At 59.9% G+C, this 25,266-nt stretch carries 31 protein-coding genes and 5 tRNA genes; 14 read left to right on the forward strand and 22 right to left on the reverse strand.

Features of this window, described 5'->3' with window-relative positions; all coding sequences use genetic code 11:
- Positions 1-75: transfer RNA gene (locus Q0864_RS07725), tRNA-Gly, on the forward strand.
- A gap of 46 nt (positions 76-121) precedes the next feature.
- Positions 122-196 (forward strand) — tRNA-Gly (locus tag Q0864_RS07730).
- 133 nt (positions 197-329) lie between these two features.
- Here Q0864_RS07730 and Q0864_RS07735 read toward each other — a convergent pair.
- Positions 330-785 carry a helix-turn-helix transcriptional regulator gene (locus tag Q0864_RS07735; protein ID WP_298567608.1) on the reverse strand — a complete coding sequence of 152 codons (456 nt, stop codon included), beginning with the start codon at positions 783-785 and terminating at the stop codon, positions 330-332.
- A gap of 141 nt (positions 786-926) precedes the next feature.
- On the opposite strand from Q0864_RS07735, the gene Q0864_RS07740 reads away from it, so the two are divergent.
- Positions 927-1,817, forward strand: coding sequence for a LysR family transcriptional regulator (locus tag Q0864_RS07740; RefSeq protein ID WP_298567611.1), 891 nt, complete (start codon positions 927-929; stop codon positions 1,815-1,817).
- Between the two features lie 77 nt (positions 1,818-1,894).
- On the opposite strand, the gene Q0864_RS07745 is transcribed toward Q0864_RS07740, so the two are convergent.
- Positions 1,895-2,071 carry a hypothetical protein gene (locus tag Q0864_RS07745; RefSeq protein WP_298567614.1) on the reverse strand — a complete coding sequence of 59 codons (177 nt, stop codon included), beginning with the start codon at positions 2,069-2,071 and terminating at the stop codon, positions 1,895-1,897.
- A 303-nt stretch (positions 2,072-2,374) separates the two neighbouring features.
- Between Q0864_RS07745 and hisB the strand changes: the two genes are divergently transcribed.
- Both hisB and hisH read left to right on the forward strand, forming a co-directional pair.
- On the forward strand, positions 2,375-2,962 hold the full coding sequence (gene hisB, locus Q0864_RS07750; RefSeq protein WP_298567617.1) for an imidazoleglycerol-phosphate dehydratase HisB: 588 nt from the start codon (positions 2,375-2,377) through the stop codon (positions 2,960-2,962).
- 24 nt (positions 2,963-2,986) lie between these two features.
- A complete protein-coding gene (hisH, locus tag Q0864_RS07755; RefSeq protein ID WP_298567620.1) occupies positions 2,987-3,625 on the forward strand; it encodes an imidazole glycerol phosphate synthase subunit HisH in 639 nt (212 codons plus the stop codon).
- A 47-nt stretch (positions 3,626-3,672) separates the two neighbouring features.
- Here hisH and Q0864_RS07760 read toward each other — a convergent pair whose 3' ends face one another.
- A complete protein-coding gene (locus Q0864_RS07760) occupies positions 3,673-4,056 on the reverse strand; it encodes a DUF2147 domain-containing protein (protein ID WP_298567623.1) in 384 nt (127 codons plus the stop codon).
- A 137-nt stretch (positions 4,057-4,193) separates the two neighbouring features.
- Here Q0864_RS07760 and hisA point away from each other — a divergent pair, with 137 nt between their 5' ends.
- Positions 4,194-4,910 (forward strand): 1-(5-phosphoribosyl)-5-[(5-phosphoribosylamino)methylideneamino]imidazole-4-carboxamide isomerase, encoded by a 717-nt coding sequence (hisA, locus tag Q0864_RS07765; RefSeq protein ID WP_298567626.1) that lies wholly within the window; start codon positions 4,194-4,196, stop codon positions 4,908-4,910.
- Here the strand turns inward: hisA and Q0864_RS07770 are convergent.
- Entirely contained in the window at positions 4,907-5,350 is a 444-nt protein-coding gene (locus tag Q0864_RS07770) for a DUF302 domain-containing protein (RefSeq protein WP_298567629.1), read from the reverse strand. The two genes, hisA and Q0864_RS07770, sit on opposite strands and share 4 nt — an antisense overlap.
- Before the next feature lie 101 nt (positions 5,351-5,451).
- Here Q0864_RS07770 and hisF point away from each other — a divergent pair, with 101 nt between their 5' ends.
- Both hisF and Q0864_RS07780 read left to right on the forward strand, forming a co-directional pair.
- Positions 5,452-6,231, forward strand: a complete 780-nt coding sequence (hisF, locus tag Q0864_RS07775; protein ID WP_298567632.1) for an imidazole glycerol phosphate synthase subunit HisF — start codon at positions 5,452-5,454, stop codon at positions 6,229-6,231.
- The gene (locus Q0864_RS07780) at positions 6,228-6,542 is read left to right on the forward strand and encodes a phosphoribosyl-ATP diphosphatase (RefSeq protein ID WP_298567634.1); all 315 of its coding nucleotides are present in this window, start codon (positions 6,228-6,230) and stop codon (positions 6,540-6,542) included. The genes hisF and Q0864_RS07780 overlap by 4 nt, the downstream gene beginning before the upstream one ends.
- A gap of 18 nt (positions 6,543-6,560) precedes the next feature.
- On the opposite strand, the gene Q0864_RS07785 is transcribed toward Q0864_RS07780, so the two are convergent.
- Together Q0864_RS07785 and rlmB are read right to left on the reverse strand one after the other, a co-directional pair.
- A complete protein-coding gene (locus tag Q0864_RS07785) occupies positions 6,561-7,013 on the reverse strand; it encodes a CoA-binding protein (protein WP_298567637.1) in 453 nt (150 codons plus the stop codon).
- 266 nt (positions 7,014-7,279) lie between these two features.
- Positions 7,280-8,065, reverse strand: coding sequence for a 23S rRNA (guanosine(2251)-2'-O)-methyltransferase RlmB (rlmB, locus tag Q0864_RS07790; RefSeq protein ID WP_298567640.1), 786 nt, complete (start codon positions 8,063-8,065; stop codon positions 7,280-7,282).
- 155 nt (positions 8,066-8,220) lie between these two features.
- Between rlmB and Q0864_RS07795 the strand changes: the two genes are divergently transcribed.
- Positions 8,221-8,304 (forward strand) — tRNA-Tyr (locus tag Q0864_RS07795).
- Positions 8,305-8,402: 98 nt separating this feature from the next.
- On the opposite strand, the gene Q0864_RS07800 is transcribed toward Q0864_RS07795, so the two are convergent.
- The 5 genes from Q0864_RS07800 to hpaE all read right to left on the reverse strand — a co-directional run bounded on the left by Q0864_RS07800 (position 8,403) and on the right by hpaE (position 13,666).
- Positions 8,403-9,527, reverse strand: a complete 1,125-nt coding sequence (locus Q0864_RS07800) for an aminodeoxychorismate synthase component I (protein WP_298567644.1) — start codon at positions 9,525-9,527, stop codon at positions 8,403-8,405.
- Between the two features lie 92 nt (positions 9,528-9,619).
- Positions 9,620-10,423 (reverse strand): 2-oxo-hept-4-ene-1,7-dioate hydratase, encoded by an 804-nt coding sequence (hpaH, locus tag Q0864_RS07805; RefSeq protein WP_298567647.1) that lies wholly within the window; start codon positions 10,421-10,423, stop codon positions 9,620-9,622.
- Positions 10,420-11,274 carry a fumarylacetoacetate hydrolase family protein gene (locus Q0864_RS07810; RefSeq protein ID WP_298567650.1) on the reverse strand — a complete coding sequence of 285 codons (855 nt, stop codon included), beginning with the start codon at positions 11,272-11,274 and terminating at the stop codon, positions 10,420-10,422. Before Q0864_RS07810 ends, hpaH begins: the two co-directional genes overlap by 4 nt.
- Positions 11,275-11,283: 9 nt before the next feature.
- Entirely contained in the window at positions 11,284-12,129 is an 846-nt protein-coding gene (gene hpaD, locus Q0864_RS07815) for a 3,4-dihydroxyphenylacetate 2,3-dioxygenase (RefSeq protein ID WP_298567653.1), read from the reverse strand.
- Between the two features lie 28 nt (positions 12,130-12,157).
- Complete coding sequence (gene hpaE / locus Q0864_RS07820; RefSeq protein WP_298567655.1) at positions 12,158-13,666, reverse strand: 5-carboxymethyl-2-hydroxymuconate semialdehyde dehydrogenase; 1,509 nt, start codon at positions 13,664-13,666, stop codon at positions 12,158-12,160.
- Positions 13,667-13,781: 115 nt separating this feature from the next.
- Between hpaE and Q0864_RS07825 the strand changes: the two genes are divergently transcribed.
- Positions 13,782-14,093, forward strand: a complete 312-nt coding sequence (locus Q0864_RS07825) for a hypothetical protein (RefSeq protein WP_298567657.1) — start codon at positions 13,782-13,784, stop codon at positions 14,091-14,093.
- A gap of 87 nt (positions 14,094-14,180) precedes the next feature.
- On the opposite strand, the gene Q0864_RS07830 is transcribed toward Q0864_RS07825, so the two are convergent.
- The 10 genes from Q0864_RS07830 to murA form a co-directional block, all read right to left on the reverse strand.
- Positions 14,181-14,255, reverse strand: a tRNA-Phe gene (locus tag Q0864_RS07830).
- An 80-nt stretch (positions 14,256-14,335) separates the two neighbouring features.
- Complete coding sequence (gene yacG, locus Q0864_RS07835) at positions 14,336-14,530, reverse strand: DNA gyrase inhibitor YacG (protein WP_298567660.1); 195 nt, start codon at positions 14,528-14,530, stop codon at positions 14,336-14,338.
- Positions 14,527-15,570, reverse strand: a complete 1,044-nt coding sequence (locus tag Q0864_RS07840) for a ribonuclease E/G (RefSeq protein ID WP_298567663.1) — start codon at positions 15,568-15,570, stop codon at positions 14,527-14,529. Before Q0864_RS07840 ends, yacG begins: the two co-directional genes overlap by 4 nt.
- Positions 15,567-16,154 (reverse strand): Maf family protein, encoded by a 588-nt coding sequence (locus Q0864_RS07845; RefSeq protein WP_298567667.1) that lies wholly within the window; start codon positions 16,152-16,154, stop codon positions 15,567-15,569. The genes Q0864_RS07840 and Q0864_RS07845 overlap by 4 nt, the downstream gene beginning before the upstream one ends.
- Before the next feature lie 12 nt (positions 16,155-16,166).
- Entirely contained in the window at positions 16,167-16,385 is a 219-nt protein-coding gene (infA, locus tag Q0864_RS07850) for a translation initiation factor IF-1 (RefSeq protein ID WP_008186030.1), read from the reverse strand.
- A 93-nt stretch (positions 16,386-16,478) separates the two neighbouring features.
- The gene (locus Q0864_RS07855) at positions 16,479-16,955 is read right to left on the reverse strand and encodes a low molecular weight phosphatase family protein (protein WP_298567669.1); all 477 of its coding nucleotides are present in this window, start codon (positions 16,953-16,955) and stop codon (positions 16,479-16,481) included.
- Position 16,956: 1 nt separating this feature from the next.
- Entirely contained in the window at positions 16,957-17,439 is a 483-nt protein-coding gene (locus tag Q0864_RS07860) for a UPF0262 family protein (RefSeq protein ID WP_298567672.1), read from the reverse strand.
- 16 nt (positions 17,440-17,455) lie between these two features.
- A complete protein-coding gene (hisD, locus tag Q0864_RS07865; protein WP_298567674.1) occupies positions 17,456-18,757 on the reverse strand; it encodes a histidinol dehydrogenase in 1,302 nt (433 codons plus the stop codon).
- A 3-nt stretch (positions 18,758-18,760) separates the two neighbouring features.
- Positions 18,761-19,249: a DUF2948 family protein gene (locus Q0864_RS07870; RefSeq protein WP_298567676.1), complete on the reverse strand. Its 489-nt coding sequence runs from the start codon at positions 19,247-19,249 to the stop codon at positions 18,761-18,763.
- Positions 19,246-20,511, reverse strand: coding sequence for a UDP-N-acetylglucosamine 1-carboxyvinyltransferase (gene murA, locus Q0864_RS07875; RefSeq protein ID WP_298567678.1), 1,266 nt, complete (start codon positions 20,509-20,511; stop codon positions 19,246-19,248). The genes Q0864_RS07870 and murA overlap by 4 nt, the downstream gene beginning before the upstream one ends.
- A gap of 260 nt (positions 20,512-20,771) precedes the next feature.
- Here murA and Q0864_RS07880 point away from each other — a divergent pair.
- From Q0864_RS07880 to Q0864_RS07895, 4 genes are all read left to right on the forward strand, one after another.
- Positions 20,772-20,846: transfer RNA gene (locus Q0864_RS07880), tRNA-Thr, on the forward strand.
- A 236-nt stretch (positions 20,847-21,082) separates the two neighbouring features.
- Entirely contained in the window at positions 21,083-21,694 is a 612-nt protein-coding gene (locus Q0864_RS07885) for an autoinducer binding domain-containing protein (protein WP_298567681.1), read from the forward strand.
- 55 nt (positions 21,695-21,749) lie between these two features.
- Entirely contained in the window at positions 21,750-22,337 is a 588-nt protein-coding gene (locus Q0864_RS07890) for an acyl-homoserine-lactone synthase (protein WP_298567684.1), read from the forward strand.
- A gap of 273 nt (positions 22,338-22,610) precedes the next feature.
- Positions 22,611-23,195: an outer membrane beta-barrel protein gene (locus tag Q0864_RS07895; RefSeq protein WP_298567687.1), complete on the forward strand. Its 585-nt coding sequence runs from the start codon at positions 22,611-22,613 to the stop codon at positions 23,193-23,195.
- A 101-nt stretch (positions 23,196-23,296) separates the two neighbouring features.
- Here the strand turns inward: Q0864_RS07895 and Q0864_RS07900 are convergent, their stop codons facing one another.
- Positions 23,297-25,189, reverse strand: a complete 1,893-nt coding sequence (locus tag Q0864_RS07900) for an acyl-CoA synthetase (RefSeq protein WP_298567690.1) — start codon at positions 25,187-25,189, stop codon at positions 23,297-23,299.
- Between the last annotated feature and the right edge of the window lie 77 nt (positions 25,190-25,266).

Raw genomic sequence — 25,266 nt, forward strand, 5'->3', positions numbered from 1 at the left:
GCGGGCGTAGCTCAGGGGTAGAGCATAACCTTGCCAAGGTTAGGGTCGGGCGTTCGAATCGCCTCGCCCGCTCCAATCGGTCACCCGGTTCGGCCAAATGGCTGAACACACCCATCAGGATGCGGGCGTAGCTCAGGGGTAGAGCATAACCTTGCCAAGGTTAGGGTCGGGCGTTCGAATCGCCTCGCCCGCTCCAATGGGACAGATTTTCTGATCATCACACGACACGGGCCATCCGCGCCATATCGCCCAGCCTTTGCGCATGCAAAAAAGGGCGCTTGAAGGCGCCCTCTTCCAAAGATCTATGTCTGGCTTCGCGATCCGCCCGTTCAGGCGCTTTTCAGAGTGTCGCGATTGGCCAGTTCGTGGATCATAGACTGAATTTGGTTGCGCACTTTTTCATCCGAAATGGAAGACAGGGCCTGCGCAGCCTTCGCGGTGCGTTCATCCATCGCCTCGCGTTCAACATCATCCGCACTGGGCAGCCCTTCAAAGAAATACCCGGGCTCGACCCTCAAAAGCTGTGCGATTTCGAACATCTTGCTGGCTGAAACGCGGTTATAACCGGTTTCGTATTTCTGCAATTGCTGAAAGGACAGGCCTAATTGCTCGGCGACGTTCACCTGCGTCAGCCCGCGCAACAAACGCACTTCTCGAATTTTTTTACCAACATGGACATCAACAGGATGGACCATTACTTCACCAATAAATTGTTTCACGTTAAAAGAGAGTGTCAGGAAAGCACTTTCGACCCAACTGGTTAGGGATGAACTGTTGTGGTGCAAGAATACACATTAAATGGATGATCTTTGCACCCAATCCTGAATAGCGCTTGAAAAGAAAGGCTTTTTTGAACAACCTTCTGATGGCGGACGCCCAAAGCCTGCCGCGAGAAACAGTTTGATCACAATTTAGCGGGAACACGAATGAACAATCGAGAGACACCGCCCCTATTGTTCGAGATGCTGAGGTCTTTCGTGTCACTCGCCCGCAGCCTGAACTTGTCGCACACTGTAAAAGACCTGGGAAGCACCCGGCAAACCGTGCGCCGGCACATCGCAACGCTTGAAAAGCACAAGAACGGCCCGCTGTTCGCCTTTGAGAACCGCCAGTATGTGCTGACCAAAACCGGCAAAGAGGCCTTGCGCGAAGCAGAAGAGCTGATTGCTCGCAGCAATGCATGGCTGCGCGACGAAAGCAGGCATGTTGACGAACTGCTGTTTCTGGACTTTCAGGCCGGCCCCGTCCCCTATCACCTGCAACAGCACCCGTTGACGGCAATCTGGGACAAGGGATCGGCGTTGATGAAATTCGGCTTTCACGCGTGGGCGGACAGCGAAGGTGATCTGGAAAGCCCGGCGTTTGGCCCGCTTCGCCCGTATCTGATGGTCTTCCGGCGAAATGGCGCGACAGGCGAATGGATTTGCACCGAGGTCGGCGAAAAATCATCCTATGCGACGTGGTTCGGCTGGCAGATCTATCGTTCGACGGTCGGAAAAGCGGCGGAAACCCTTCTGGGGGGCGTAAGATTCAACAGCCTGATGGCAAAACCATTCGAAGACATCGCAACCACGCGGGGTATCCGGCTGGATCACATCCATACGCAGATCGAACAGGGCGCTGACAAGGTTCTGACCCCGATCAGTTATCAACGCCTGACCATGGCCAGTCGTTTCGCAGATGGGGAATTCGCCCTGGTTGCCTTGGTCGATCGCACTAACGACATTCAGATCGACGGTTTGGCTGATGACATCCGGCAATCCATGCCGACCGAGTTGGAAATGAACGTCTCGCCACCCGCAGCGGCAGGCGATTGAACACCGCCTATGCCTTCGGGCTTCAGCCTAGCACGCAAAGCGCGCGCCTGATGCGGCGCACACTGCGTTTGTGCTGATCAATAGCTGTAGTGAGAAACAACTTTTTCAAGCTTGGGGCTGCGTTTGCCCAGCCACATGTCACGGTGTGCGACAAGGCTCGTTTGCTCGCGCTTTGTGAAGTCGTTTGCCTTTTTGGCCCAGGCAACAAGGCGTCCAAAGATCGAGGTTTTTTTCGTGGCGTCAAAACTAGTCATCGTCATCGTCTCCAAATTCTATCAATCGATCAGCTTTTTCACTCAAAGCCCAATCGGCGCGCATTGAACGATTTGCACCAAGTTCGTTTGCTTGATGCCGTTCGAAGCGTTGACATGAACTAGATCGTATCTTCACCCCTGACTTCAAACGACAATTCCGCATTCCCGCAATGCGACCTAAGCATGGCTGGGAAAGGGATGCCCAAGCGTGAAAGCCACAGCAGACGCACCGTTCGATTTGACGCCTTTCCTGCTGCGCCGCCCGCGCCTATAAGAAGGCCAAGGCAGAAAAAGGACATCTTCATGCGGCGCGCAAAGATCACCCGCAAGACTGCGGAAACCGAGATTTCGGTCGAGATCAATCTCGACGGAACCGGCAGCTATGACAACCAGACCGGCGTGGGATTCTTCGATCACATGCTGGACCAGTTGTCGCGCCACTCACTGATCGACATGACGGTGCGCGCCACAGGCGATTTGCACATCGACGACCACCATACGGTCGAAGACACCGGCATCGCGCTGGGGCAAGCCCTGACCGAAGCCCTTGGCGACAAGAAGGGCATCCGTCGCTACGGCGAATGTCACCTGCCGATGGATGACGCGCAGGTGCGGGCCGCGCTTGATCTGTCCGGCCGCCCCTATCTGGTGTGGAACATGGCGTTCGCCGCCCCAAAGATCGGCACGTTCGACACCGAGCTGGTGCGCGAGTTCTTTCAGGCGCTGGCGACCCATGGCGGCATCACGCTGCATGTGGACCAGTTGCACGGCTTCAACGCCCACCACGTGGCCGAGGCCGGCTTCAAGGCCGTCGCCCGCGCGTTGCGTTTGGCCGTTGAAACCGATCCGCGCAAAGCGGACGCCATCCCCTCGACCAAAGGCGCGCTGTAGCGCCCACCCCACCCGGAGACAGACATGCTGACCGTGATCATCGACTATGACAGCGGCAACCTGCACTCGGCCGAAAAAGCGTTTCAACGCATGGCGGCGGAAACGAATGCAGGTGAGGTGATCGTCACCACGAAGCCCGAGGACGTAGCGCGCGCCGACCGGATCGTGCTGCCCGGTGACGGCGCGTTCCCGGCGTGCCGTCAGCAATTGTCGGACCATCGTGGCATCTATGAGGCGCTGGAAGAGGCCGTGATCCAGCAAGCTCGTCCCTTCATGGGGATTTGCGTCGGCATGCAGATGTTGGCCACGGTCAGCCACGAATATCAGGACACGGATGGGTTTGACTGGATCAAGGGCCATGTGCGCAAGATCACCCCGTCAGACCCAAAGCTGAAAGTGCCCCATATGGGCTGGAATGATCTGGTGATCGACCAGACGCACCCGGTGCTGGACGGTGTCAAAACGGGCGACCACGCCTATTTCGTGCACTCCTATCATTTCGTGGTGGATGATATCGCGCATCGGCTGGCGCATTGCGACTACGCAGGCGACATCACGGCCATTGTGGGCCGCGACAACCTGATCGGCATGCAGTTCCACCCGGAAAAAAGCCAGGCCGCCGGGCTTCGGATGATTGCAAACTTCCTCAGCTGGACCCCATAAGAAAGGGCGCCGCAACGGGCGCCCCTTTCCGTGCCGGTCCAACCAGCTTACTTCACACGCGTCCAGCTCTGCTTTTTGCAGATCGGTCCCACACAGCCCGACACTTTCAGCGACTCGCCTGACATCTGCATCTTCGACTTATAGACCTTGCCCGTTGAAGGCTGCCAAATCTTGCCACCGGAATACTTGCCGCCGCCGTTGGGTTGCATATCCCAGACCAGCTTCTTGCCGATATTCTCGGACTTGTATTCGCCGCTGGCATTGAAGGTGCGCGAGATCACACCACACAGCGCCGCGCCGCATTGCGAAACGGTCACGTGGGCATATGCCCCGTCATCCACCTGCGTTTTCCAGACCCCTTCAACAGCATCCGCCAAAGCAGGCGCCGCCATTCCAACACTCAGCGCAAGCGCCATAACCATACGTTTCATTCAATCCTCCCTGAATTTGCAATTATCCTGACCCCGAGAAACGGTTTATGGCAAGTGTGACGTGACGGGAGGGGCGGCTTGGCAAGCCGCGACTTCCGTGCAAAAAGCACCAAAAGCACCAAACATCGGAGCCTGCCATGATCCTCTATCCCGCCATCGACCTGAAAGACGGCCAGTGCGTGCGCCTTCTGCGCGGAGAGATGGAGGCGGCCACCGTCTTCAACGACAACCCGGCAGCTCAGGCGCGGGCATTTCAGGATGCGGGCTGCGAGTGGATTCACCTTGTCGACCTGAACGGAGCTTTCGCAGGTGAACCGGTGAACGGCGCGGCGGTCGAAGCGATCCTTGCCGCCATCGACGTCCCCGCCCAGCTGGGTGGCGGCATCCGCGACATGGCGACAATCGAAACCTGGATCGAAAAGGGCCTTGCCCGCGTGATCCTTGGCACAGTCGCCGTCGAAAACCCGGACCTCGTGCGCGAAGCGGCCCGCGCCTTCCCCGGCAAGGTTGCCGTAGGGATCGACGCGCGCAACGGTCGCGTTGCCACCAAGGGCTGGGCCGAAGAAACCGACGTGATGGTCACCGACCTTGCCAAATCCTTTGAAGATGCAGGCGTCGCAGCCATCATTTATACCGACATCAACCGAGACGGCGCGATGCAAGGCCCGAACGTGGACGCCACCGCCGCCCTCGCCCGCGCGGTTTCAATCCCGGTGATCGCAAGCGGTGGCGTCAGCTCTCTGGCTGACCTCATTGCGTTGCGCGATTGCGGTGCATCCCTGAACGGCGCGATCTCGGGCCGGGCGCTTTACGACGGCGCGATTGATTTGAAGGAAGCCCTGGCCGCGCTCTAGCCCCCGGCAGCCGCCGCAGTCAGCTTGTCCAGCGCGCCGGTCATCGTGCCGACATAGGGCGCGTCACCTGCGATGCCGAATTCCACCAGCATGTCGGCGGGGGCTTCGTAGGCAAGCCAGACCGCGCCGTCGCTGTCCTCATACACCAGCACCCGCAGCGGCAGCATTAACCCGGCCAGCGGGTCATCCTGCATCGCAGGCGTGCCCAGTTTGGGGTTTCCGAACACCAGAAGCTGCGAAGCCCCAAGCTCCATATCCACCGACGCAGCCCCGCCAGCATGATCGACACGCGCGAACACGGTTGCGCCTGCGGTTCCGACGGCGGCTTCCAAAGCATCCATCGTGTCAGGAACGGTGCCGGATGCGGGCACTTTCACAATCTCTGCCATCGCCGGCAACGCGACCATCGACACAAGTGTTGCAAGGGTGAGTTTCATCATGGGGCAATTCCTTTAAATCAGGTTCGAACGCGACAATGCTCTGGCCAGTTGGGGCTTGAACAAATAAAATAAACCGTGATCAGCCAAGGACCGCGCAGAAAATGCTGAAGACCCGCATCATACCTTGCCTAGACGTGGCCGAGGGCCGCACGGTGAAAGGCGTCAATTTCGTCGATCTGATCGACGCGGGCGACCCTGTGGAACAGGCACGCGCCTATGATGCCGCCGGGGCGGACGAGCTTTGCTTCCTCGACATCAAAGCCACGCATGAAAATCGCGGGACGATGTATGATCTGGCCACCCGCACGGCGGAACAATGCTTCATGCCGCTGACCATCGGTGGCGGCGTGCGCAGCCCAGACGACGTGCGCGATCTGCTTTTGGCAGGGGCCGACAAGGTCAGCTTCAACTCGGCCGCGGTGGCCGACCCGGACGTGATCGCCCGCTCAGCTGACCGGTTCGGCAGCCAGTGCATCGTGGTGGCCATCGACGCCAAGACGATTGCCCCCGGAAAATGGGGCATCTTCACCCATGGGGGCCGCAAACCCGCGCTGGACGCAAACGGCGACCCAATTGATGCAGTCGAATTCGCCAAGCTGATGGAAGCCAAAGGCGCGGGCGAGATCCTGCTGACCTCGATGGACCGCGACGGCACTCGCGCAGGTTTCAACCTGCCCCTGACCCGCGCCATTTCGGACGCTGTGCACGTGCCAGTGATCGCGTCCGGCGGCGTGGGCAATCTGGATCACCTTGTGGAAGGTGTGACCGAAGGTGGCGCTTCCGCCGTGCTGGCGGCATCAATCTTCCACTTCGGGGACTACACAATCCGCGAGGCCAAGGAACACATGGCCGCCGCAGGCATCCCAATGAGGTTGACATGAGCATACTCGACACACTCGCCGCCACCATCGAAGTGCGCAAAGGCGCGGACCCTGACAGCTCGTGGACCGCAAGACTGCTGGCCAAAGGCCCTGAAAAATGCGCCGAGAAGTTCGGTGAAGAAGCGGTTGAGGCCATCATTGCCGCCGTCAAAGGTGACCGCGAAAACCTGACCGCCGAGGCCGCGGACGTTCTGTATCACCTGCTGGTCATGTTGGCCGCGCGCGATGTTGCGTTGGCTGACGTGCTGGCCGAACTTGAGCGGCGTGAGGGCACCTCGGGCATCGCAGAAAAAGTGGCCCGCAAACGCTAGGTTGCGCCGAGGCCAACCTCAGGCGATCAGAGCCGCGAGCGGCGCATCCCCGAACAGGCGTGGATAATCTATTTTCGGACAGCGGTCTTCCACCACAGTTATTCCCTTCGCTTCGGCCTTTCGGCGGGCTTGAGCATTCTCAACACCCAACTGCATCCAAACCGTTTTCAAGGCCGGAAGCGCCGCAAGCGCCGCATCCACAATCGGTTCGACCGCGTCTGAGCGGCGAAAAAGGTCGACCATGTCCGTATCAGCAGGCAAGTCAGCCACAGTGGCCACAACCGTTTCACCGAACATCACTTTGCCAGCCAACCCCGGATTGACGCCAATGACGCGGTATCCCTTGTCCGCCAGAAACCTTGCGACCCCGTGGCTGGCGCGGGCTGGATTGTTGGAAAGCCCAACCAGCCCGATCACGCGGGTTGTGGTCAGGATGTGCTTCAGGCGGGCGTCTGTGTCAGTCTGTGTCATGGCTAACAAATAACCTCGCATTGGCGACATTCCAACAGCAGAGCACAAAAATGCGCCCGGTCTAAAAAGAGCCGGGCGCAAGTTGGTGGAACGAGGGACAGTGAAATGAGATTGCGGGCGTTCCACAGCCCGGTCTCGGTTAACAAATATGGTGGGGGGCGGGTTTGAAAAGGGCCGCTCAACAAACTGTGAACAAAGGTGCAACACTGGTCAGGTCTCGCGTGTGACCGACCGCGGCAAGTTTGTTTGTGTTGCACCACTGACCGCTAACGCGTTTTTCGCGTGGCAAACAACGCCACCGCTGCTGCGTTCGACACATTGAGTGACCCGAAATCGCGCGCGAAAGGGACCTTGACCAGTTGGTCGCAGGTGGCTTTCGTCTTGTCCCGCAACCCCGGACCTTCAGCCCCCAGAACCAGCGCGACGGGGCGGTCGGGCTGGGCATCAAGTGCTGCGTCCAGGCTCTCCTCGGCCTCCCCATCCAGGCCCAGGATGACGAAACCCATTTCGCGCAACTCGACCATCGTGTCGGCCAGATTGCGGATGCGCAGATAGGGTTGGCGCTCCAACGCGCCCGACGCGGTTTTGGCCAGCGCGCCCGTTTCCGGCGCTGATCCGCGGGCGGTGCCGATCACGGCACTTGCGCCGAACACCTCGGCGGATCGCAAGATCGCACCGACATTGTGTGGGTCTGTCACCCGGTCCAACAACACAACTATGGGAAGCCCACCCGCGCCGCCCATGACGCGTTCGGCGAAATTGCCCCATGCCAGTGGTTTGACCTCAAGCGCTGCCCCCTGATGCACCGAGTTGGGATCGAGCGGTGCCGGAAACTTCCGCGCATCCGCCATTTCGGGTTCCATGCCAGAAGCAGTGATGGCCTCGGCCAGCTTGTCGGCGGCATTTTTGGTGACGACAAGGCGAAGGCGCTCGCGGTTCGGGTTCATCAATGCATCGCGCACCGCATGCAGCCCGAAAAGCCACACCGTTTCCGACGCAGCATCGCGGCGCGCCTTTTCCTTTTGAACCACCCATTTCGGCTTTTTCGTCATGCCGTCAGCCCTTCTTTTCGCAAGGCCCGGACAATGCGGCGATTGTCGCGGCGAGACAAGGGCAGATGGGCGGCATTTGGGCGAATTTTCATGTTGACCCTTTCGCGCGGGCGGGATAATCAGCCCCACGTTCGGCGCAATGCGCGGGGCTTAGTGGGCGACAGGCCGCAAGGTGTGGCAGGGGACTGTAACTCCCTCGCGGAGACGCACGCTTGGTTCGATTCCAAGGTCGCCCACCACTTCCCCCCACCACTTTCTCCAATGAATACCGCGGCAGGTTTGATCAGTGCCCTGCGCACCGATGAACAGCCTTATCCGGTGCAACAGAAACGCCTGTTCAGCGTGGTGTCGTCATCAATTGCATCGCAAAGCGCGCTTTCCACAAAGCTTCCTCGTATTCGGATGCGGCTGTGCTGTCATAGACCACGCCACCGCCCACATTCAGCGTCACGTCGCCATTTTCCACCATCAACGTGCGGATCGCCACGTTGAAGTCAGACCGCCCATCCGGCGCGGCCCAGCCGATGGTGCCGCAGTAGATGTCGCGCGGCGTGTCTTCCAGTTCCGCAATGATCTCCATCGCCCGCAGTTTGGGTGCGCCGGTGATCGACCCACAGGGAAACAGCGCCCGGAAGATATCGCTCAGTCCCGTACCCGGCTGCATCTGTCCACGCACAAGCGAGGTCATTTGATGCACGGTTTCATAGCTTTCCACCGTGAAAAGCTCCGGCACGCAAACGCTTCCGGCCTCGCAAATCCGCGAGATGTCGTTGCGCAGAAGGTCCACGATCATCAGGTTTTCGGCCTGGTTTTTTTCGTCACTGCGCAGGAATTGCACCCGGCGCGCATCCTCGATCGGGTCGGCGCTGCGCGGCTGGGTGCCTTTCATCGGGCGCGTCTCGATCTGGCCAATCGCGTTTGTGCGGAAAAACAGTTCGGGCGAGCGCGACAGGATCGTGGGCAGACCCTCGGCCTCGACCAACACGCCGTGGCGCACGGGTTGCAGACCCGCCAGTGCCGCATAGATCGCTTGCGGCCGGCCTGACGCTGTGCCGTGTATCGGAAAGGTCAGGTTCACCTGATAGGTATCGCCCGCACAGATATAGTCATGCACGCGCTGGAACGCGGTCGCATAGCGCGCGTCTGACCAGTCGGGCCGCAAATCCAACAGTTGCGCAGGGCCGGGCGCGACAGCCACGGGCAGGCACGGGTCGTCATAGACGCCAAACTGCAGAAGCGGCAGGCGTCGGGTCTTGGGCATCAAAGGGGCAAGCCGTGGTTCCAGAGCATAGCCAAGCTCATAGCTCGCAAACCCTGCCACCCACGCCCCTTGCGCACGCGCCGCGTCCAGATCATCCAACGCGCGGGCAACGTCGCAGGCGTCCTGCGCCACGATCAGCCGCTGGGGCGTGTCGAACTGACAGGGCGTATCGTCCGGCCCATGATCAAAGCGCAGCTTCACGAGTGTCTCTCCGGTGGCGTTGGACCTGAACTATCCTGCCACGGACAGCGCCGCGCAACCAGAAGCGCCAACCGCGCGTGCAAATGCGGCGTCTAACCGTCGAAGCGGATATCAACCGACCCGAACGACCCGAAATCGGCGTGAATATCGGTGCCGGGTGGGCATTCGACAGGGCGGATGAAGCTGCCCGACAAGATCACCTGCCCCGGCTCGATGCTTTGGCCGTATTGCGCCATGCGGCGGGCCAACCAGACAACGCTTTCGACCGGGTCATTCAGCACGCCCGCACCCAGTCCAGTCTCTTCAATCTCGCCATTGCGGAAGGTCAGCGCGCCGACCCAGCGCAGATCAAAGGCTTCAACCGGGTGACGGTCCGCACCCAACACGACGCCCGCATTGGCTGCATTGTCACTGATCGTGTCGAAGACGGTCCGGGCCTTGCCTGTGTCCGGGTCCACCCGCCTGATCCGCGTGTCGAGGATTTCGAGCGACGGGGCGACATAGTCCGTGGCCGCAATCACGTCATCGCGCGTCACCTTCGCACCACCCAGCGCGACCTTCATCACAAAGGCAATCTCGACTTCAATGCGAGGTTGGATGAAGCGGCCTTTGGGAATAGACCCGCCATGGTCAAACAGCATGTCATCGAACAATATCCCACTGTCCGGGATGTCGATGTTCAAGGCGTATTGCATGGCTTTCGAGGTCAGGCCGATCTTCCACCCGATCACGCGCCGCCCCTCGGCCAGTTTCTGGCGATAGATCGCGTTTTGCACCGCATAGGCGTCGTCCATGCCCATATCCGGGTGGCGCAGGGACAGCAGGCCAATCTGTCGGCCCGTCCGTTCGGCGTTCAGCAAATCGGCAGCTGCGGTGGCGTGGTCGTTCGGCGTCATACCGCTTCGTCCTCAACTGTATTGCGCAGGGTGCCGATACCTTCCACCGAGACCTTGACCACATCACCGGGCGCAAGATAGCGCGGCGGATCGAACCGCGCCCCTGCCCCGGTGGGCGTTCCGGTCACGATGATATCGCCGGGTTGAAGGGTCATGAAGGTCGAGATATAGGCGATTTCCTCGCGGATCGGGAACATCATGCGGTCAAGCGTGTCGTCTTGGCGAAGCTCTCCGTTCACATGCGTCTGAATGCGCGCTTTGTCCAATTGGTCGGCGTCGGTGAACGGAACCAGCCACGGCCCGATGGCACCAGACCGGTCCCAGTTCTTGCCTTGCGTCACATTGAATTTCGCGTGCCGCACCCAATCGCGGATGGTGCCTTCGTTGCAGAGTGTCAGCGCCGCGATATGGTCGTAGGCATCCACCGCCGGAATGCGCCTGCCTGCCTTGCCAATGACAATCGCCACCTCGCCTTCATAATCCAACGTATGGTTTTCCGGCGGGCGGATGAGTGGTTGGTTGTGGCCGGTGAAGCCGCTGGCAAAGCGGGGAAACAGCGACATGTATTTCGGCTGCGCGCTGCCGTCTTTGTATTCTGCATTGCGGTCGGGGAAGTTCACGCCGACGCACAGGATGCGGGGCGCGTTGGGCATCACCATGTCATAGGCGAAGTCTTTATGCGTCACCGCGCGGCCCTGCGCGGCCTGTGCCAGATCATCCAACCCGCCCGCTGCAATCGCGTCGTAAAGCGTGGGCCAGTGCGGAAAGTCGGGCGACAACGCCACCGCGCCTGCATCCATGACCGCGCCGTAGAAGCTTTCGCCATCGGCGGTAAAGGTCGCAAATTTCATGGTGAAATCCTATTGAACCGAGAAGCTGATATTGGCCTGACCGGTGCCGGAACTGCCAAAATACGGGGTGTAGATGTCGATCTCGCCCTCGTAATCCTTCCAGCCCAGCGCGCCGAACAACAGCGCCGTGTCGTTCATCGCACACTCGCCGGTGCATTTGACCGCATAGTCCGGCAGCAGGTCGAGGAACTCTGCCCACTTACCGTTCTCCCAAAGCTCCAGCACGCGCAAATCCATCTGGCGATTGAACTCGCCATTCACGGAGTTCAGCCCGTCAACCGAGCGTTCATTCGGCGTGAAATCGTGGCTCAGCGAGCCAGACGCAAGCACCGAGACCTTGCGGTCCGACCGGCGGATACCTTCGGCAATCGCAGCGCCCCAACGGCGGTTTTCCTCGATGGACGAAAACTGGTTCACTGCCACCGGCAGCACGCAGGCATTCACGCCCTCGTTGATGAAATGCATCGGCAGAAGCGTGCCGTATTCCATACCCAGATCGGGCTGCGCATGGCCCATGGCCCGTTCGCCCCGTTCCTCCAGCACCGACAGGATCGACGCCGCCAATTCGCTATCGCCCTGATAGTCGAACTCCATATCCGCCAGCATGTGGGGCAGTTCGTGGCTGATGAAGCGCCCCTTGTGATGCGGCTTGGCGTTCAGGTGAAAGCCCTGATTGGTGATCCAATGAGTGTCGAAGATGATGAACGTCTCGACCCCGCGATTAATCGCGTCTTGGCGCAGCTTGGCATAGCCATCTATGGCGGGCTGGCGAATGCCTTTGTATTGCTCCATCGTGTGCGACATCCAGATGCTGGGCACGTGGGTGATTTTGGCAGCTTGGACAATCTGTCCCATTGGGTCGTTTCCTTCTGTCGGGGCCGTGTCAGGCACCCAGTCGCATGATCTTGTGATCCCCGGTGGCGAAACCGATGTGCTTTTGTTCCATATAGAACTCGAAAGACCAATCGCCACCATCGCGCCCGATGCCCGAGGCTTTCACCCCGCCAAACGGCGTCGGCAGGTGGCGCACGTTTTCCGAGTTCACCCAGATCATACCCGCTTCCAACTTGTCCGTGAAGCGCAGTGCGCGGGTCAGGTCGTTGGTCCACAGATAGCCGGTCAGCCCGTATTGGGTGTCGTTGGCCATCGCGAGCGCCTCGTCCTCGGTCGAAAACGGGATTGAGGTCAGGACGGGGCCGAAGATTTCCTCGCGCGCGATGCGCATGTCATTGGTGGCATTGGTGAACAGCGTGGGGCGCACGAAATAGCCCTGATCACCGACTGTCTTTCCCCCGGCCGCCACGGTCGCGCCATCTTCGCGCGCGATGTCGAAATAGGAGGTGACCTTGTTGAAATGCTCTTCTGTGACGAGCGGCCCGATTTCGGTGGCCGGGTCCAGAGGGTGGCCGACCTTGATGTTGTTCACCCGCTCCACCAACTTCGCCTCGAATGCCTCGCGAATGGTGTCCTGAACGAACAGGCGAGAGGACGACGTGCAGCGTTCGCCGTTGATCGAATAGATCATGAAGATCACCGCATCCAGCGCTCGATCCAAATCGGCGTCGTCAAAGACGACCACAGGGTTTTTACCGCCCAATTCCAGATGGTTACGCTTCAGCGTATCCGCCCCCTGCTTTGTGATCAGCGACCCCGTGCGGCTTTCGCCCACGAACGCAATCGCACGGATCAGCGGGTGTTCGCACAGGGCTTTGCCCGCACCCTCGCCAAACCCGTTCACCGTGTTCAGCACACCAGGGGGCAGGCCAGCGTCTTCGGCAATCTCGACCAGCAGGCGGGCGGACAGCGGGGACGCTTCGGCCGGTTTGTGAACGACGGTGCAGCCTGCCGCCAGAGCAGGCGCGATCTTCCACGTCGACAGCATGAAGGGCGTGTTCCACGGGGTGATAACGCCGACAGGGCCAATGGGCACGCGCGTCGTCACGTTCATCAGGGTCGGAGACTTCAGATGCTGGCCGTCACGCGATTGCACCACCTGATCGGCAAAATAGCGAAAGTTCTCGGCCCCGCGCAGTGCAGCTTTGGACATGAAACGCAGGGTTTGCCCGGTGTCCCAGCATTCGCACAGGGCGATTTCCTCGGCGCGCGCTTCGATCCCGTCTGCGACATTCAAAAGGATCTTGCGCCGCTCAACCGCTGGCATATCGCGCCAATTGGCAAAGGCTGCGTGCGCGGCCTGTGCGGCGGCGTCAATGTCGGCTTCGGTGCCATGAGCCACGTCACATATCCAGCTTTTGTCGACGGGCGAGTGTGTCGCGAAGGTTCCGCCAGCCCCTGCGCAATCAACACCACCGATCCGGTTCGGGATGCCGCTGTCGCGAAACCGATCAAGATAACCGGCCAGTTTGTCGATATTTGCCTTCAGTTCACTCACGCAGACCGCCTTCCATTGCCGATCCTCATCAGAGGTCCGGAAGTCCATATACATATTATTACTTCACATGTTAATTAATATTCAACCCAACTGTCAACTGCAAACAGAAGTGTTTTTGAACCGAAAGCCCGGCTTTCGTATCGGGAAAGAACTGCGAAAAGGTCGAGTGGGTTGCGCGACACAGGTCGTTCCGATGGAGGGGTTTCACCTGCCCAGCAATAGCCTGATTAAGCGTGACCTTCGCGCGCACTGGGATCTGGCGTTGCGCCTTGACGTGGACGAGGCAGCTTTGCAAATCTGCCTGGTCGAACACTGGCTTGCACATGGCTTGCCCGCCGATCAAGCCCTGACCCGCGCCGAAGAAAACGACCTTCCAAACGCCCGCGCCGTCGCCCGAAACGCCTTGGCTGCAGAAATCAGCGCCTGACGCAACCAACGCATCGCGAACGTCACAAGCGCTTGGCCAGACGCCCAAGCGCGAAAAACCAGCCATCCGGATTTCTATTCAGAAAAATGGTGCCCGGGGGCGGAATCGAACCACCGACACGAGGATTTTCAATCCACTGCTCTACCCCTGAGCTACCCGGGCACGGGTGAACGTTTCTTCGTTCGGGTGGCGGGTTTGTAGACGGGGGGGTAGATGGTGTCCAGAGGTAAAATGCAGGTTTCTCAGTGCGAGCGATCAGTTTCTTCGCGCGGCTCTTTGGCAAGCGCGTCTGCAGCGTCCTCGAGGTCCTCGGGTGCTTCGGACGGAACTGCATAAGAGCCATTGAACCAACGCCCAAGATCCACATCCGCACAGCGCCGGGAACAGAAGGGTCGGTAGGTTGCGACGGTCGGTTTCTTACAAATCGGGCAGCTCATTCAAGACCCTCCAGACAGGCGCGCAGGCTCATACGTTCGCGTTTGCGCTGCAACTCGAAATGCCCAAGCGTCGTCCACCCGACAAGTGACGTTTCGATCCCATCGGCCCGGAACGCGGTGCGCAGAACCTGCTCGATTTGGCGGCGATCCTTTTTCGGGCTTGGGGCAAAATCAACGACAATCTGGCCACCCAACCCGCGGCACCTGAGGGCACGCGGCAGCGCGCGGGCCGCGGCGATGTTGGCCTTGAGCCCTGCGGCCGGGCTTGTATCGCCGCCGGTGTTCACATCGACGGCAACCAAGGCGCGGGTCGGCTCGACAAAGGCACTGGCGCCACCAGACAGCGCGACACGCGCGCGACGGGCCTCTTGGATCATGTCGACGATGCCGTGGCGGTCAAACGAGCCCTCAGCACTGTCCAACTGGTCTGGTTTCGGCCATTCCCGCCAGGCGTGAAGATGTGCATCCGCACCGTCGAACAATAGTTCCGGGTTCTGACCGTCGCCATCGCCACGCACGACACGCGCCAAGTCGAGCATCTGCGCGATGTCATCTGCAATCTCGTCGTCTGTGCCGGTCGTCGCGACGGACCGCAAGATCAAGCCTTCATCCGCGCCCTCCATCACCTCATGTGCGATTTCCAGCAGGCGCACGCGTTCGTCATCATCCCGGATTGAGCGGCTGACATTGAGGCCGGGCGCGTCAGGCGTCACAATTGCAAACCGGCTTTTGAACAACAGTTTCTGGGTCACAGGAACGGCTTTCCCGTCTTCGGCAAACCCCGTCACCTGCACCAGAATAGGTTGACCCGGCTTCAGCCCCTTGCCTTGCCGCAAAAACCCTGTTTCGCCGTCTGGCAAGCGCAACATCATGCCGCCCTGCCCTTTCAGCGGGCGATCGCAGATGGCGCGATAGGTGGCCCCCGGAAGCACCAACCCTTCAGGCGGTTCGATCAGAAGATCCTCCAGTTGGCCATCGACGACAAGCGCGGCCGCCATGCGCCCCTTGTAATGGTCTAGCGCAATCACGCTGCCCTTCATGATCTGTCTCCATATAGCGGATATTCGGCGGCCATCAAAAGTGAGGCTGTTTCGGCAACTGGCAGCCCGACAACGGCCGTATAGCTGCCCTGCAGCCAGGTGACGAACGCACCGGCTGGTCCCTGTATGGCATAGCCACCAGCCTTGCCGCGCCAGTCGTTCGAGGCGAGATAGGCGTTCAGTTCTGTATCAGACAGGCGCTTGAATTTGACGGTGGTCACAACATCGCGCGCCCATGTCTGTTGCGCAGTGCGCACCACGACCGAGGTGATCACGCGATGGCGACGACCTGACAGCGCCAGTAGAAACTCTGCCGCCTGCCCTGCGTCTTCGGGCTTGCCCATGATCCGGCGGCCCAGCGCGACCGTTGTGTCGGCGCACAACACAACCTCGTCCGCCGCCACATCCATAGCGGCCGCCTTCGCAGCGGCGATCCGGCGGCAGTAGGCCAACGGCAACTCACCCTTTAGCGGTGTTTCGTCCACGTCTGGCGGCCGCACGCCGTCTGCAACAAGGCCGAGCTGCGCCAGCAACTCGGCCCGTCTTGGGCTGCCTGAACCCAGAATCAGCTTGGGGCGCGTCATGCGCGTGCCCGCTTATTTGAAGCGGTAGTTGATCCGACCCTTGGTCAGATCATAGGGGGTCATTTCGACCTGAACCTTGTCGCCAGCCAGAACACGGATGCGGTTCTTTCGCATCTTGCCTGCCGTATGCGCGATGATCGTATGGCCGTTTTCCAGCTCGACCAGGAATGTCGCATTCGGCAGGAGTTCCTTCACGACACCGGGGAATTCGAGCAGTTCTTCCTTGGCCATGTTCACTCCTGTGTTTTCACTCACCAACCGTGAGCGCCCCCTAAATGGGGCCAAACTTTCAGTTTTTCAAGGGAAATCCGGCCCGGGTCTGCATTAGCTGTCGGTTTCACCGCGTTCAATGCGCGGTGGGCCAAAACGGGCAAGGATCTGGTCGCGGATCTGGTCGCGCGTCTGACGATAAGCGGCAAGCTTTTCTTCGCGGCGAGTGCCAAGGCCCGTGGGGTCGAGGATCGGCCAGTATTCGACCTCCAGATGGAAGACCCGCGTCAACTCCAAGGCGCGGCGTTGACTGGCCGGAGACAGGGCGATCACAAGATCGAAACTGGACAGATCATCGCCCCATTGTTCCATCTGGTCGAAGCTTCGCACCCTGTGGGCGGACAATTGCACACCCATTTCGGCGCAGACCGTGATGGAAAAACCGTCGATCTCAAGCTCGCTGTGGACGCCAGCGGACTGGACATAGATCTCGTGCCCGTAAAAGGCTTTCATCATCCCCTCGGCCATTGGCGAACGCACGGCGTTGTGGTCGCAGCAAAACAGCACAGATTGGGGAAGATCCGAACCCATCTTACCCCCAGTGAAGGACACAGATCAGGGTGAACAGGCGACGCGCCGTGTCGATGTCGATGCCGGCTTTGCCTTCAAGGCGTTCCTGCAACACACGCGCGCCTTCGTTGTGGATGCCACGGCGGGCCATGTCGATCGCCTCGATCTGGCTGGGCGGCAGCTTTTTGACCGCATCGAAATAGCTTTCGCAGATCGCAAAATAGTCCTTCACGACCTGACGGAAGGGTCCAAGCGACAGGTGGAATTCCGCCGCTGGGTCGCCCGTTTCCGTCTTGGCATCCACGACAAGCCGCTTTTCGCGGATCGCAAGCGCCAGATGATACGGCCCATCGGGCGGGGTCAGACCATCGCGGGGCGCCAGTTGAAAGCTGTTGTCTTCCAGCAGGTCGAAAATGGCAACCTTGCGCTCTTGCTCGATCGCGGGGGTCGGCGCGGCAAGACCGGTGTCGTCAATCTGGATGTCGCTAATTCGATTTTTAGTCATTGGGGCACTCTGCGGGTCAATCGTTCAGGGCGTCAAGCCGCGCACGAACGGACAGGCCGTGGGCTTCAAGACTTTCGGAAATAGCAAGCGTTTCGGCAGCGGCGCCGATAGTGGACAGGGCGGCAGGGGTCATCCGGGACAGCGTGGTGCGTTTCAGGAAATCCATCACCGACAGGCCAGAGCTGAACCGGGCCGACCGTGCGGTGGGTAAGACGTGGTTGGGGCCGCCGACATAATCACCGATGGCCTCGGGCGTCCACTGGCCAAGAAAGATCGCACCTGCATGGACACATTTGTCAGACAGCGCATCAGCGTCGGCCACACAAAGCTCAAGATGCTCAGGCGCGATGCGGTTGGACAGGGCAGCGGCCTCATCCAGATCGGCAACCGTGATCACGGCCCCGAAATCACGCCAACTAGCACCCGCGATCTCGCGCCGTTCCAGCGTTTCAAGCCGTGCGTCCACTGCGGCGGCCACCCTGCGCCCGAAGGCTTCGTCTGTGGTGATCAGCAAAGACTGCGCGCTTTCGTCATGTTCGGCCTGGCTCATCAGGTCCAGCGCCAGCCAATCGGGGTCGTTGTCACTGTCGGCAATCACCAGAATTTCCGACGGGCCCGCGATCATGTCGATGCCCACTTTACCGAACACCCGGCGCTTGGCGGCAGCGACAAAGGCGTTGCCCGGCCCGGTGATCTTGTCGACCGGCGCGATGGTGTCGGTGCCATAAGCCAGCGCGGCGATAGCCTGCGCGCCACCAATGCGATAAACCTCATCCACACCAGCAATCCGCGCGGCCAGAAGCACCAGTGGGTTGGCAACCCCATCAGGCGTCGGCACAGTGATCGCAAGGCGTTCGACTCCCGCCACCTTGGCCGGGATGGCGTTCATCAGGACCGAGGAGGGATAGCTGGCCAGCCCACCGGGCACATATAGCCCTGCCGCTGACACTGGCGACCAGCGCCAGCCAAGCTCGGCCCCCGCATCATCCGTCCAGCGTTGATCTTGCGGCATTTGGCGGGCGTGGTAGGCGCGGATGCGATCTGCGGCCAGCTCCAGCGCCGCACGGTCGGCGTCCGACACTTTGGCGCATTCGGCTTCGATTTCTTCGGGTGAATACCGCAAAGTTTCAGGCGTCAGCTCCAGCCGATCGAATTTCGACGTCAGCTCGATCACCGCCGCATCACCACGTGCGCGCACGTCTGCGATGATGCCGGCAACGATGTCATCCACCTCGGGGCTGTCTTCACGTTTCATGGACAGAAGCGCGGTGAAGCGCGCCTCGAAATCGGCATCAGACGAGTTCAGAAACTGAGGCATGAGCTATTCCGGATGCGAGGGCGATTTATGTGATGGGGCGATATAGGGGCGGGTCACATCCTGAAGCGTGACATCGAGCGCCTCGACCTCAAGCGCGATCGCGCCATCACCGGCCAATACAAGCTCAAGGCGCCCCATGCCGTCTTCTCCGGGGATGAAGGACAAGGACAAAAGCGACAATATCGTATCGCTGTCCCCCTTCGGGACACCTTGGCTTTGCACTTTTAGAACATCCGAGACGGACAGCACCGATTGCACGCGTTCGACGGGCCGACCACGCAATATCGCGTTGTCCTTGTCTTCCCATCGGAACCGATTCAGCAAAGCCGCAAAACGCCGGCGCGAAGCATCCCAAGTGATTTCGGACGCTGGAAACACCGCATCCTGCACCAAGGCGCTCATCACTGTCAGATCGTCCACGTCCAGCGCCTTTAGCCGAAGGGCGGCTTCGCCTGCATCTTCAAACTTGGCATCGTCCGAAGAGGTGTTCATGCCTTGATCCGTTCGATCTTGGCGCCGATCGAGGACAGCTTGCGCACAACTTTTTCGTAGCCACGATCAAGGTGATAGACGCGGCTGACCACGGTTTCACCTTCGGCAGCCATGCCCGCAAGGATCAACGAGACCGACGCGCGCAGATCGGTGGCCATCACTGGCGCCCCTTTCAGCCGATTCACGCCATGCACTGTGGCCGTGCCACCGTGAACCTCGATATCTGCGCCCATCCGGATCAGTTCCGGCGCGTGCATATAGCGGTTTTCAAAAATCTTCTCTTCCAGCACGCTGGTGCCGTCTGCCGTGCAGAGCATCGCCATCATCTGGGCCTGCAAGTCGGTCGGGAAGCCGGGAAACGGTTCCGTCGTCACATCAACGGCGCGCACGCGACCGTTCTTGCGCGACACTTTCAGGCCACGATCGGTTTCTTCCACCTGAATGCCACAAGCATCCAGCTTTTCGGCAAAGGCTTGGACCAGTTCAAGCCGGCCGCCAAGGCATTCCACCTCGCCGCCTGCAATTGCCGGGGCCAGCATATAGGTGCCAAGTTCGATCCGGTCGGTGACCACCGGGTGGGTCGCCCCATGCAAACGATCGACACCCTGAATGACGATCTCAGAGGTGCCATCGCCTTCGATCTGGGCCCCCATCTTGCGCAGACAATCGGCCAGATCGACGATCTCGGGTTCGCGCGCGGCGTTGCGGATGACGGTTGTTCCCTTCGCGAGGGTCGACGCCATGAGGATGTTTTCGGTCGCGCCAACTGAGGCAAAGGCCAGCTCAATCTCGGCCCCTTTCAGCCCACGCGGGGCCTTGGCGTGCAGGTAGCCGTCTTTCAGCTCGATCTGGGCGCCCAGCTTTTCCAGCCCGTGGATGTGCAAATCCATCGGGCGGGCGCCGATGGCACAGCCACCGGGCAACGACACGACCGCGTGCCCAAGGCGCGCCAACATCGGGCCAAGCACCAAGTTCGACGCGCGCATCTTGCGCACGATCTCGTAATCCGCGACGTGGTTGTTGATGTCGTGCGAAGACATCGCCAAGACCTGACCGTCCTGCATTGATGTCGCTTCCGCGCCCAACGAGCTTAGCAGCTCTGTCATCGTCTTGATATCCGACAGGCGCGGCGCATTGGTCAGCGTCAGCGGCTCTTCGGACAAGATCGTCGCGGGCATCAGCGTCAGACACGCGTTCTTCGCCCCGGCGATCGGTATTTCCCCATGCAGCTCACCACCGCCGGTCACAACTATCGAATCCATCTGCTCACCTATTCTTCCTGACTATCGCGCGCCCGAGGCGCCCCACCATTAGCGCGTGCGCGCGCCTGAGACTTACGTCTGGCCATATTGGCCTTCAGCGCCGCCTTCAACCGCTCATCTCGACCGGTCCCTTTATTCGAGGGTTTCTGGGGTGACTTTTTACGCTCCATGACACCCTCTGTAACGCAGGTTAAAAAAAGGGTCCAGAATGCGCTTGCGTCCAAAGCGGATTAGGGCTACTCAGCCGCCCACAACAGGTCGCTGCTGTAGCTCAGTGGTAGAGCGCACCCTTGGTAAGGGTGAGGTCGGGAGTTCAATCCTCCCCAGCAGCACCAGTATTTCAGTTTCCCCGCACGTTTTTCGCCCAATCTTCTGGATCGACGCCAGTTCCGGTTTTGACTTTCCGGCACCACGGGTTATCCGTCATGTGGACGTCAGGAACGCTGATTTTCGTCGCATCGCGACTTTTCGCGCGGAAATTTCCCCAAGGTTAAGCGACATAAGGTTGCACCCAAACCTTTTTCGCGCAATTTAGGGTTGAGTTTACCATTAGGGTCATCAAAATTCAGCCATGAGCCGGAATCACGCGATCGACGCGCTGCTTGAAGACTTGGACACGTTGGCCCCGGCGGGATACTTCGTCGGGCTGCACATCCGTTTTGCCGCGCCGCTTCTGACCTTCCAGACCTATCCTGCAAGCTGGACCGACTATTATACGCGCAACGCCTATGCGCTGCGTGACCCAATGATCGCCTGGGGAATTTCACGCACCGGCGCCACACGCTGGAGCGCCATCGACCTACCTGACCCCTTCCACATTATGGCAGAGGCCGGCCGACACGGATTGAACTTCGGGGTCTGTATCTCGTGTGGTGAAATCTCGTCGCGCACCGTGGCCGGGATCGCCCGGTCGGACCGCGAATTTACGGACGAAGAGATCGCCGCAATCAGCGGCATCGTGCTTCGCCTGCATCATGTCTCTCAGCCACCCGATACGTTGACGAACGCCGAGATCGAAGCGCTGCAAGTGCTGGCTTCGGGCGAACGCTACGCGAACGGGGCGGCTGTGCTCGGGATTTCGGAAAGCGCGTTGAAGGCGCGGCTGTCTTCGGCCCGAAAGAAGTTGTTCGCCCGCACCTCGGCCGAGGCCATTCAACGCGCCAAAGACTATCGCCTGATATAGCACCGGCTGTCGCCTGAGCGAACATCCCTTTTTTTCAACCAAACTGGAGGATGTCATGCAGACGACCACACTTTCTTTCGCCAATCTACACAACCATGGCGAGTTATTTGCTAATCTACTTCGCGCTAGACGGCAAAGTTTCATAGTTCAGAACCGCTGGGATTTGCCCGAAGCGCTGGGCATGGAGTTCGACCAATACGACACGCCCGCCAGCCGCTGGGTCGCGGTGCACGAATTCGGTCACATATTGGCCGGTATCCGGCTGACACCAACGACAGCGCGCTGTGGGATCTACACCTACATGATCCGCGACGCGCAGTTGGGGCTTTTGGACTCGATCCCATCCGACCTTCTGTATGAAGAGGCGCCGGTGGCCGAAAACATCTGGGAAAGCAGCCGTGTGTTTGTCGCCCATGACACACCCCAGCGGGTGCGCCGGCTGGTGCATGGCTATCTGATCGCCGAGATGACCAAATCCGCCCGTGATCTTGGCGCGACACGCGTGTTGGGTCTGATCCCGGCCAGCTGGCCGCGTTGGGCAAAACGCTGCGGGCTGGACGCGGCTGCTGCCGGTCGCGTGATGGAAATCGACGGGATCGACAATCAGGTCGTGTCCATCGACCTGAGCGGCAAGCTTCACTAGCCGCTCGACCAGCGTGCGAATGCGCGCTGCATTAGGCCAAAACACCAAGGTGAAAGAGCGTCAATCGGCGCTCTTTTGCTTGTCAGCGCGGCTCGCAGTGTCGTGATTGGTTGCCCTGTTTGATGAACTGATACGCTGGTGGTGAGGTATCAATTTCGCACTAGGCGCACATCCGCGCACGACCTTAAAAAACAGGGGCGTCGTCCCTATATGGTGAACCAGAGGCTGACATGTCTCGTATTCGGCTCATCTCAAAGAGAAAGGATCGGACCTATGTTAAAAAAACTCTCTATCACCACAGTCGCCAGCTTGCTGGCAGGGACAGCCGCCTTCGCGGGCAGCATGCAGCTCCCCGCTGAAGAACCGACCGTGGCCTATGCGGCGGCGCCAGCCGCCACCCCTGATTGGACCGGCGGCTATTTCGGTGCACAGATCGGCTATGCTGATGTAGGCACGTCCGTGGCCGGGCTTGAAGGCGACGGCGTCATTGGCGGTATCGTCGCGGGTTACGATTTTGACATGGGCAACTGGGTTGTCGGCGTTGGGATCGACTATGACTGGGCTGACGTTGATATCGCCGGGGCTGCCCAATTGGAAAACGTCCTGCGTGTGAAAGCACGGGGCGGTTACAAAATGGGTAACGGGCTGCTTTATGCAACCGGCGGCTATGCCAATGCCTCGACCGATACTTTGGGCGATAGCGATGGCTATTTCATCGGCGCTGGCTACGAACATCGCCTGACGAGCGCCTTCAATATTGGCGCAGAAGTCTTGTATCACGACTTCAGCGACTTCAACGGAAGCGGCATTGATGTGGACGCTACCACCATTCAGCTGCGCGCAACCTACCGGTTCTAAACCGGCCAAGCGTTCTGGACGAATGGAAAAGGCGCGCCGTTCTGGCGCGCCTTTTCGGTTTCGGGCTCTGGCGATTTGGGCCAAGCAAGTCAGGACGGTGCCTAGTCCATCCATTCAAACGGACGGGTAAATTCACCCAGACAATGCGAGACCGCATCGTGGTCCACGTCGCCTGTAGCGCGCAACCGCGCCACCAGTCCGCGCTTCTTGTCGTCGATCACTTCAACCACATGCGCCGCGTGCCCCGCATCAGCCAGCGCCTTGTCATAGACCCGGGTGATCGCTGATTTGCGCAGGTCGGGCTTGAACACTTTGCCGACCGCTGTCTTGGGCAGCTCGTCCAAGATCTCGATATGTTTGGGCAGGGCGGCTTTCTCGTGGATGTGCTTCTTGGCATAGGCCATAAGTTCGTCGGTTGTGACCGACGCACCGCCAACCAGTTCAACATAGGCGCAGGGCAGTTCGCCTGAATAGCTGTCCGGCTGGCCGATGGCCCCGACGAAGGCGACCGCGTCGTGCCCGGCCAGAACCTCTTCGATTTCGGCAGGGTCGATATTGTGTCCACCGCGGATGATCAGGTCCTTGGCGCGGCCCGTGATCCACAGATAGCCATCTTCATCAAGGCGACCCAGATCACCGGTCCGCAGGTAAGTGTCATAGGCGAACAGACCATTGTTCTTGGCCTCTTCTGTATAGGTGTTGCCCGCGAACACACCGGGGTTGGACAGGCAGATCTCGCCCACCTCATCCACGTCATGCTCTTTCAAGACGGTCCCCGTATCATCGCAGGTCAGGATTTTCACATCCGTATAAGGGAACGGCACGCCCACCGACCCGACCTTCTTGTCGCCCGTTGGTGGGTTGCAGGACACGAGGCAGGTGGCCTCGGTCAGCCCATAGCCTTCGACGATCGTCACGCCGGTTGCGGCAACAAAGCGGTTGTAAAGCTCGATCGGCAGCGGGGCCGACCCCGAAAAGGCTGTCTTGAGCGACGACACATCCGCATCCACAGGCCGCTGCATCAACGCAGAAATGGCTGTTGGGACGGTGATCATGAAACTGACCTTGTAGCGCTCGACAAGTTTCCAGAAATTGTCGAACACCCCTTCCCCGCGATAGCCCGCAGGTGTCGGGTGAACGAAGTGGCTGCCCGCCATCAGAACCGACATCCAGATCACGTGCACGGCAAAGACGTGGAACAAAGGCAGCGGGCAGATGATCACGTCGTTTTCGTCAAACAGCAAGCTCGACCCAAGCCAGCCGTTATAGACCATGCCGGAATATTTGTGCTGCGCCACTTTGGGCGTGCCAGTCGTGCCACCGGTGTGGAAATAGGCGGCAATGCGATCTTCGGGCGTGTCTTCAAAATCGAGTGTGGTGTTCTGGCGCGACATCTCTGCGACGAAATCCAGAACCTTCGCTTTGTGCGTCACCGGGTTTTTCGGGCGCAGAAGCGGCACCAGCCAGCTTTTGGGCGGGCTGAGGTAACGGTTCAGGTCAATCTCGAGCACTGTATGCACATCGGGGGCCATCGCGACGGACTTCGCCGCCAATTGGGCCACGTCAGCTTTCGGGAAAGACTTCAGCGTGACCAGAACCTTGGCCCCGGTTTCGCGCAGGATGCCCGACACTTGCTCGGCGTCCAGAAGCGGGTTGATCGGATTGACGACGCCGGCGATTGCGCCGCCCATCAAGGTATAGATCGTCTCGTTGCAATTGGGCAGCAGGAAGGCGACCACATCCTTTTCGCCGATGCCAAGCGAGCGAAACAGGTTTGCCGCCTGACAGGTGCGTTCCAGCATTTCCCGCCACGTCACGGTTTCCTTGGCGTCAGTCGGACCTGAGGTCAGTTGATACGATGCCGACGGTCGATCTGGAAACTTCTTCGCTGTGCGTTCCAGCATTTGATAGAGCGTGACAGGCTTGTCGCGTGCGTCCCAGCTCATTTCGGCCTCGACCGCGTTGCGGTCCTTCATCGAGCCAAAATCATACATATGGTGTCCTCCCCTGCGCCCGCGTGTTCGGGCGGCCATTTGCCCTCAGCATGGTCGCAAATGCCCTGCCCCGCAAG

It is taken from the genome of uncultured Aliiroseovarius sp. (genome assembly GCF_947497285.1).
Taxonomy (GTDB): domain Bacteria; phylum Pseudomonadota; class Alphaproteobacteria; order Rhodobacterales; family Rhodobacteraceae; genus Aliiroseovarius.

What these genes read in the sequence shown, in the direction of transcription:
- Q0864_RS07740 (WP_298567611.1), top strand. Translation starts at nt 927, where the DNA reads ATGAACAATCGAGAGACACCGCCCCTATTGTTCGAGATGCTGAGGTCT.
- Q0864_RS07745 (WP_298567614.1), bottom strand. Translation starts at nt 2,071, where the DNA reads ATGACTAGTTTTGACGCCACGAAAAAAACCTCGATCTTTGGACGCCTT.
- hisB (WP_298567617.1), top strand. Translation starts at nt 2,375, where the DNA reads ATGCGGCGCGCAAAGATCACCCGCAAGACTGCGGAAACCGAGATTTCG.
- hisH (WP_298567620.1), top strand. Translation starts at nt 2,987, where the DNA reads ATGCTGACCGTGATCATCGACTATGACAGCGGCAACCTGCACTCGGCC.
- Q0864_RS07760 (WP_298567623.1), bottom strand. Translation starts at nt 4,056, where the DNA reads ATGAAACGTATGGTTATGGCGCTTGCGCTGAGTGTTGGAATGGCGGCG.
- hisA (WP_298567626.1), top strand. Translation starts at nt 4,194, where the DNA reads ATGATCCTCTATCCCGCCATCGACCTGAAAGACGGCCAGTGCGTGCGC.
- Q0864_RS07770 (WP_298567629.1), bottom strand. Translation starts at nt 5,350, where the DNA reads ATGATGAAACTCACCCTTGCAACACTTGTGTCGATGGTCGCGTTGCCG.
- hisF (WP_298567632.1), top strand. Translation starts at nt 5,452, where the DNA reads ATGCTGAAGACCCGCATCATACCTTGCCTAGACGTGGCCGAGGGCCGC.
- Q0864_RS07780 (WP_298567634.1), top strand. Translation starts at nt 6,228, where the DNA reads ATGAGCATACTCGACACACTCGCCGCCACCATCGAAGTGCGCAAAGGC.
- Q0864_RS07785 (WP_298567637.1), bottom strand. Translation starts at nt 7,013, where the DNA reads ATGACACAGACTGACACAGACGCCCGCCTGAAGCACATCCTGACCACA.
- rlmB (WP_298567640.1), bottom strand. Translation starts at nt 8,065, where the DNA reads ATGACGAAAAAGCCGAAATGGGTGGTTCAAAAGGAAAAGGCGCGCCGC.
- hpaH (WP_298567647.1), bottom strand. Translation starts at nt 10,423, where the DNA reads ATGACGCCGAACGACCACGCCACCGCAGCTGCCGATTTGCTGAACGCC.
- Q0864_RS07810 (WP_298567650.1), bottom strand. Translation starts at nt 11,274, where the DNA reads ATGAAATTTGCGACCTTTACCGCCGATGGCGAAAGCTTCTACGGCGCG.
- hpaD (WP_298567653.1), bottom strand. Translation starts at nt 12,129, where the DNA reads ATGGGACAGATTGTCCAAGCTGCCAAAATCACCCACGTGCCCAGCATC.
- yacG (WP_298567660.1), bottom strand. Translation starts at nt 14,530, where the DNA reads ATGAGCTGCCCGATTTGTAAGAAACCGACCGTCGCAACCTACCGACCC.
- Q0864_RS07840 (WP_298567663.1), bottom strand. Translation starts at nt 15,570, where the DNA reads ATGAAGGGCAGCGTGATTGCGCTAGACCATTACAAGGGGCGCATGGCG.
- Q0864_RS07845 (WP_298567667.1), bottom strand. Translation starts at nt 16,154, where the DNA reads ATGACGCGCCCCAAGCTGATTCTGGGTTCAGGCAGCCCAAGACGGGCC.
- infA (WP_008186030.1), bottom strand. Translation starts at nt 16,385, where the DNA reads ATGGCCAAGGAAGAACTGCTCGAATTCCCCGGTGTCGTGAAGGAACTC.
- Q0864_RS07855 (WP_298567669.1), bottom strand. Translation starts at nt 16,955, where the DNA reads ATGGGTTCGGATCTTCCCCAATCTGTGCTGTTTTGCTGCGACCACAAC.
- Q0864_RS07860 (WP_298567672.1), bottom strand. Translation starts at nt 17,439, where the DNA reads ATGACTAAAAATCGAATTAGCGACATCCAGATTGACGACACCGGTCTT.
- hisD (WP_298567674.1), bottom strand. Translation starts at nt 18,757, where the DNA reads ATGCCTCAGTTTCTGAACTCGTCTGATGCCGATTTCGAGGCGCGCTTC.
- Q0864_RS07870 (WP_298567676.1), bottom strand. Translation starts at nt 19,249, where the DNA reads ATGAACACCTCTTCGGACGATGCCAAGTTTGAAGATGCAGGCGAAGCC.
- murA (WP_298567678.1), bottom strand. Translation starts at nt 20,511, where the DNA reads ATGGATTCGATAGTTGTGACCGGCGGTGGTGAGCTGCATGGGGAAATA.
- Q0864_RS07885 (WP_298567681.1), top strand. Translation starts at nt 21,083, where the DNA reads ATGAGCCGGAATCACGCGATCGACGCGCTGCTTGAAGACTTGGACACG.
- Q0864_RS07890 (WP_298567684.1), top strand. Translation starts at nt 21,750, where the DNA reads ATGCAGACGACCACACTTTCTTTCGCCAATCTACACAACCATGGCGAG.
- Q0864_RS07895 (WP_298567687.1), top strand. Translation starts at nt 22,611, where the DNA reads ATGTTAAAAAAACTCTCTATCACCACAGTCGCCAGCTTGCTGGCAGGG.
- Q0864_RS07900 (WP_298567690.1), bottom strand. Translation starts at nt 25,189, where the DNA reads ATGTATGATTTTGGCTCGATGAAGGACCGCAACGCGGTCGAGGCCGAA.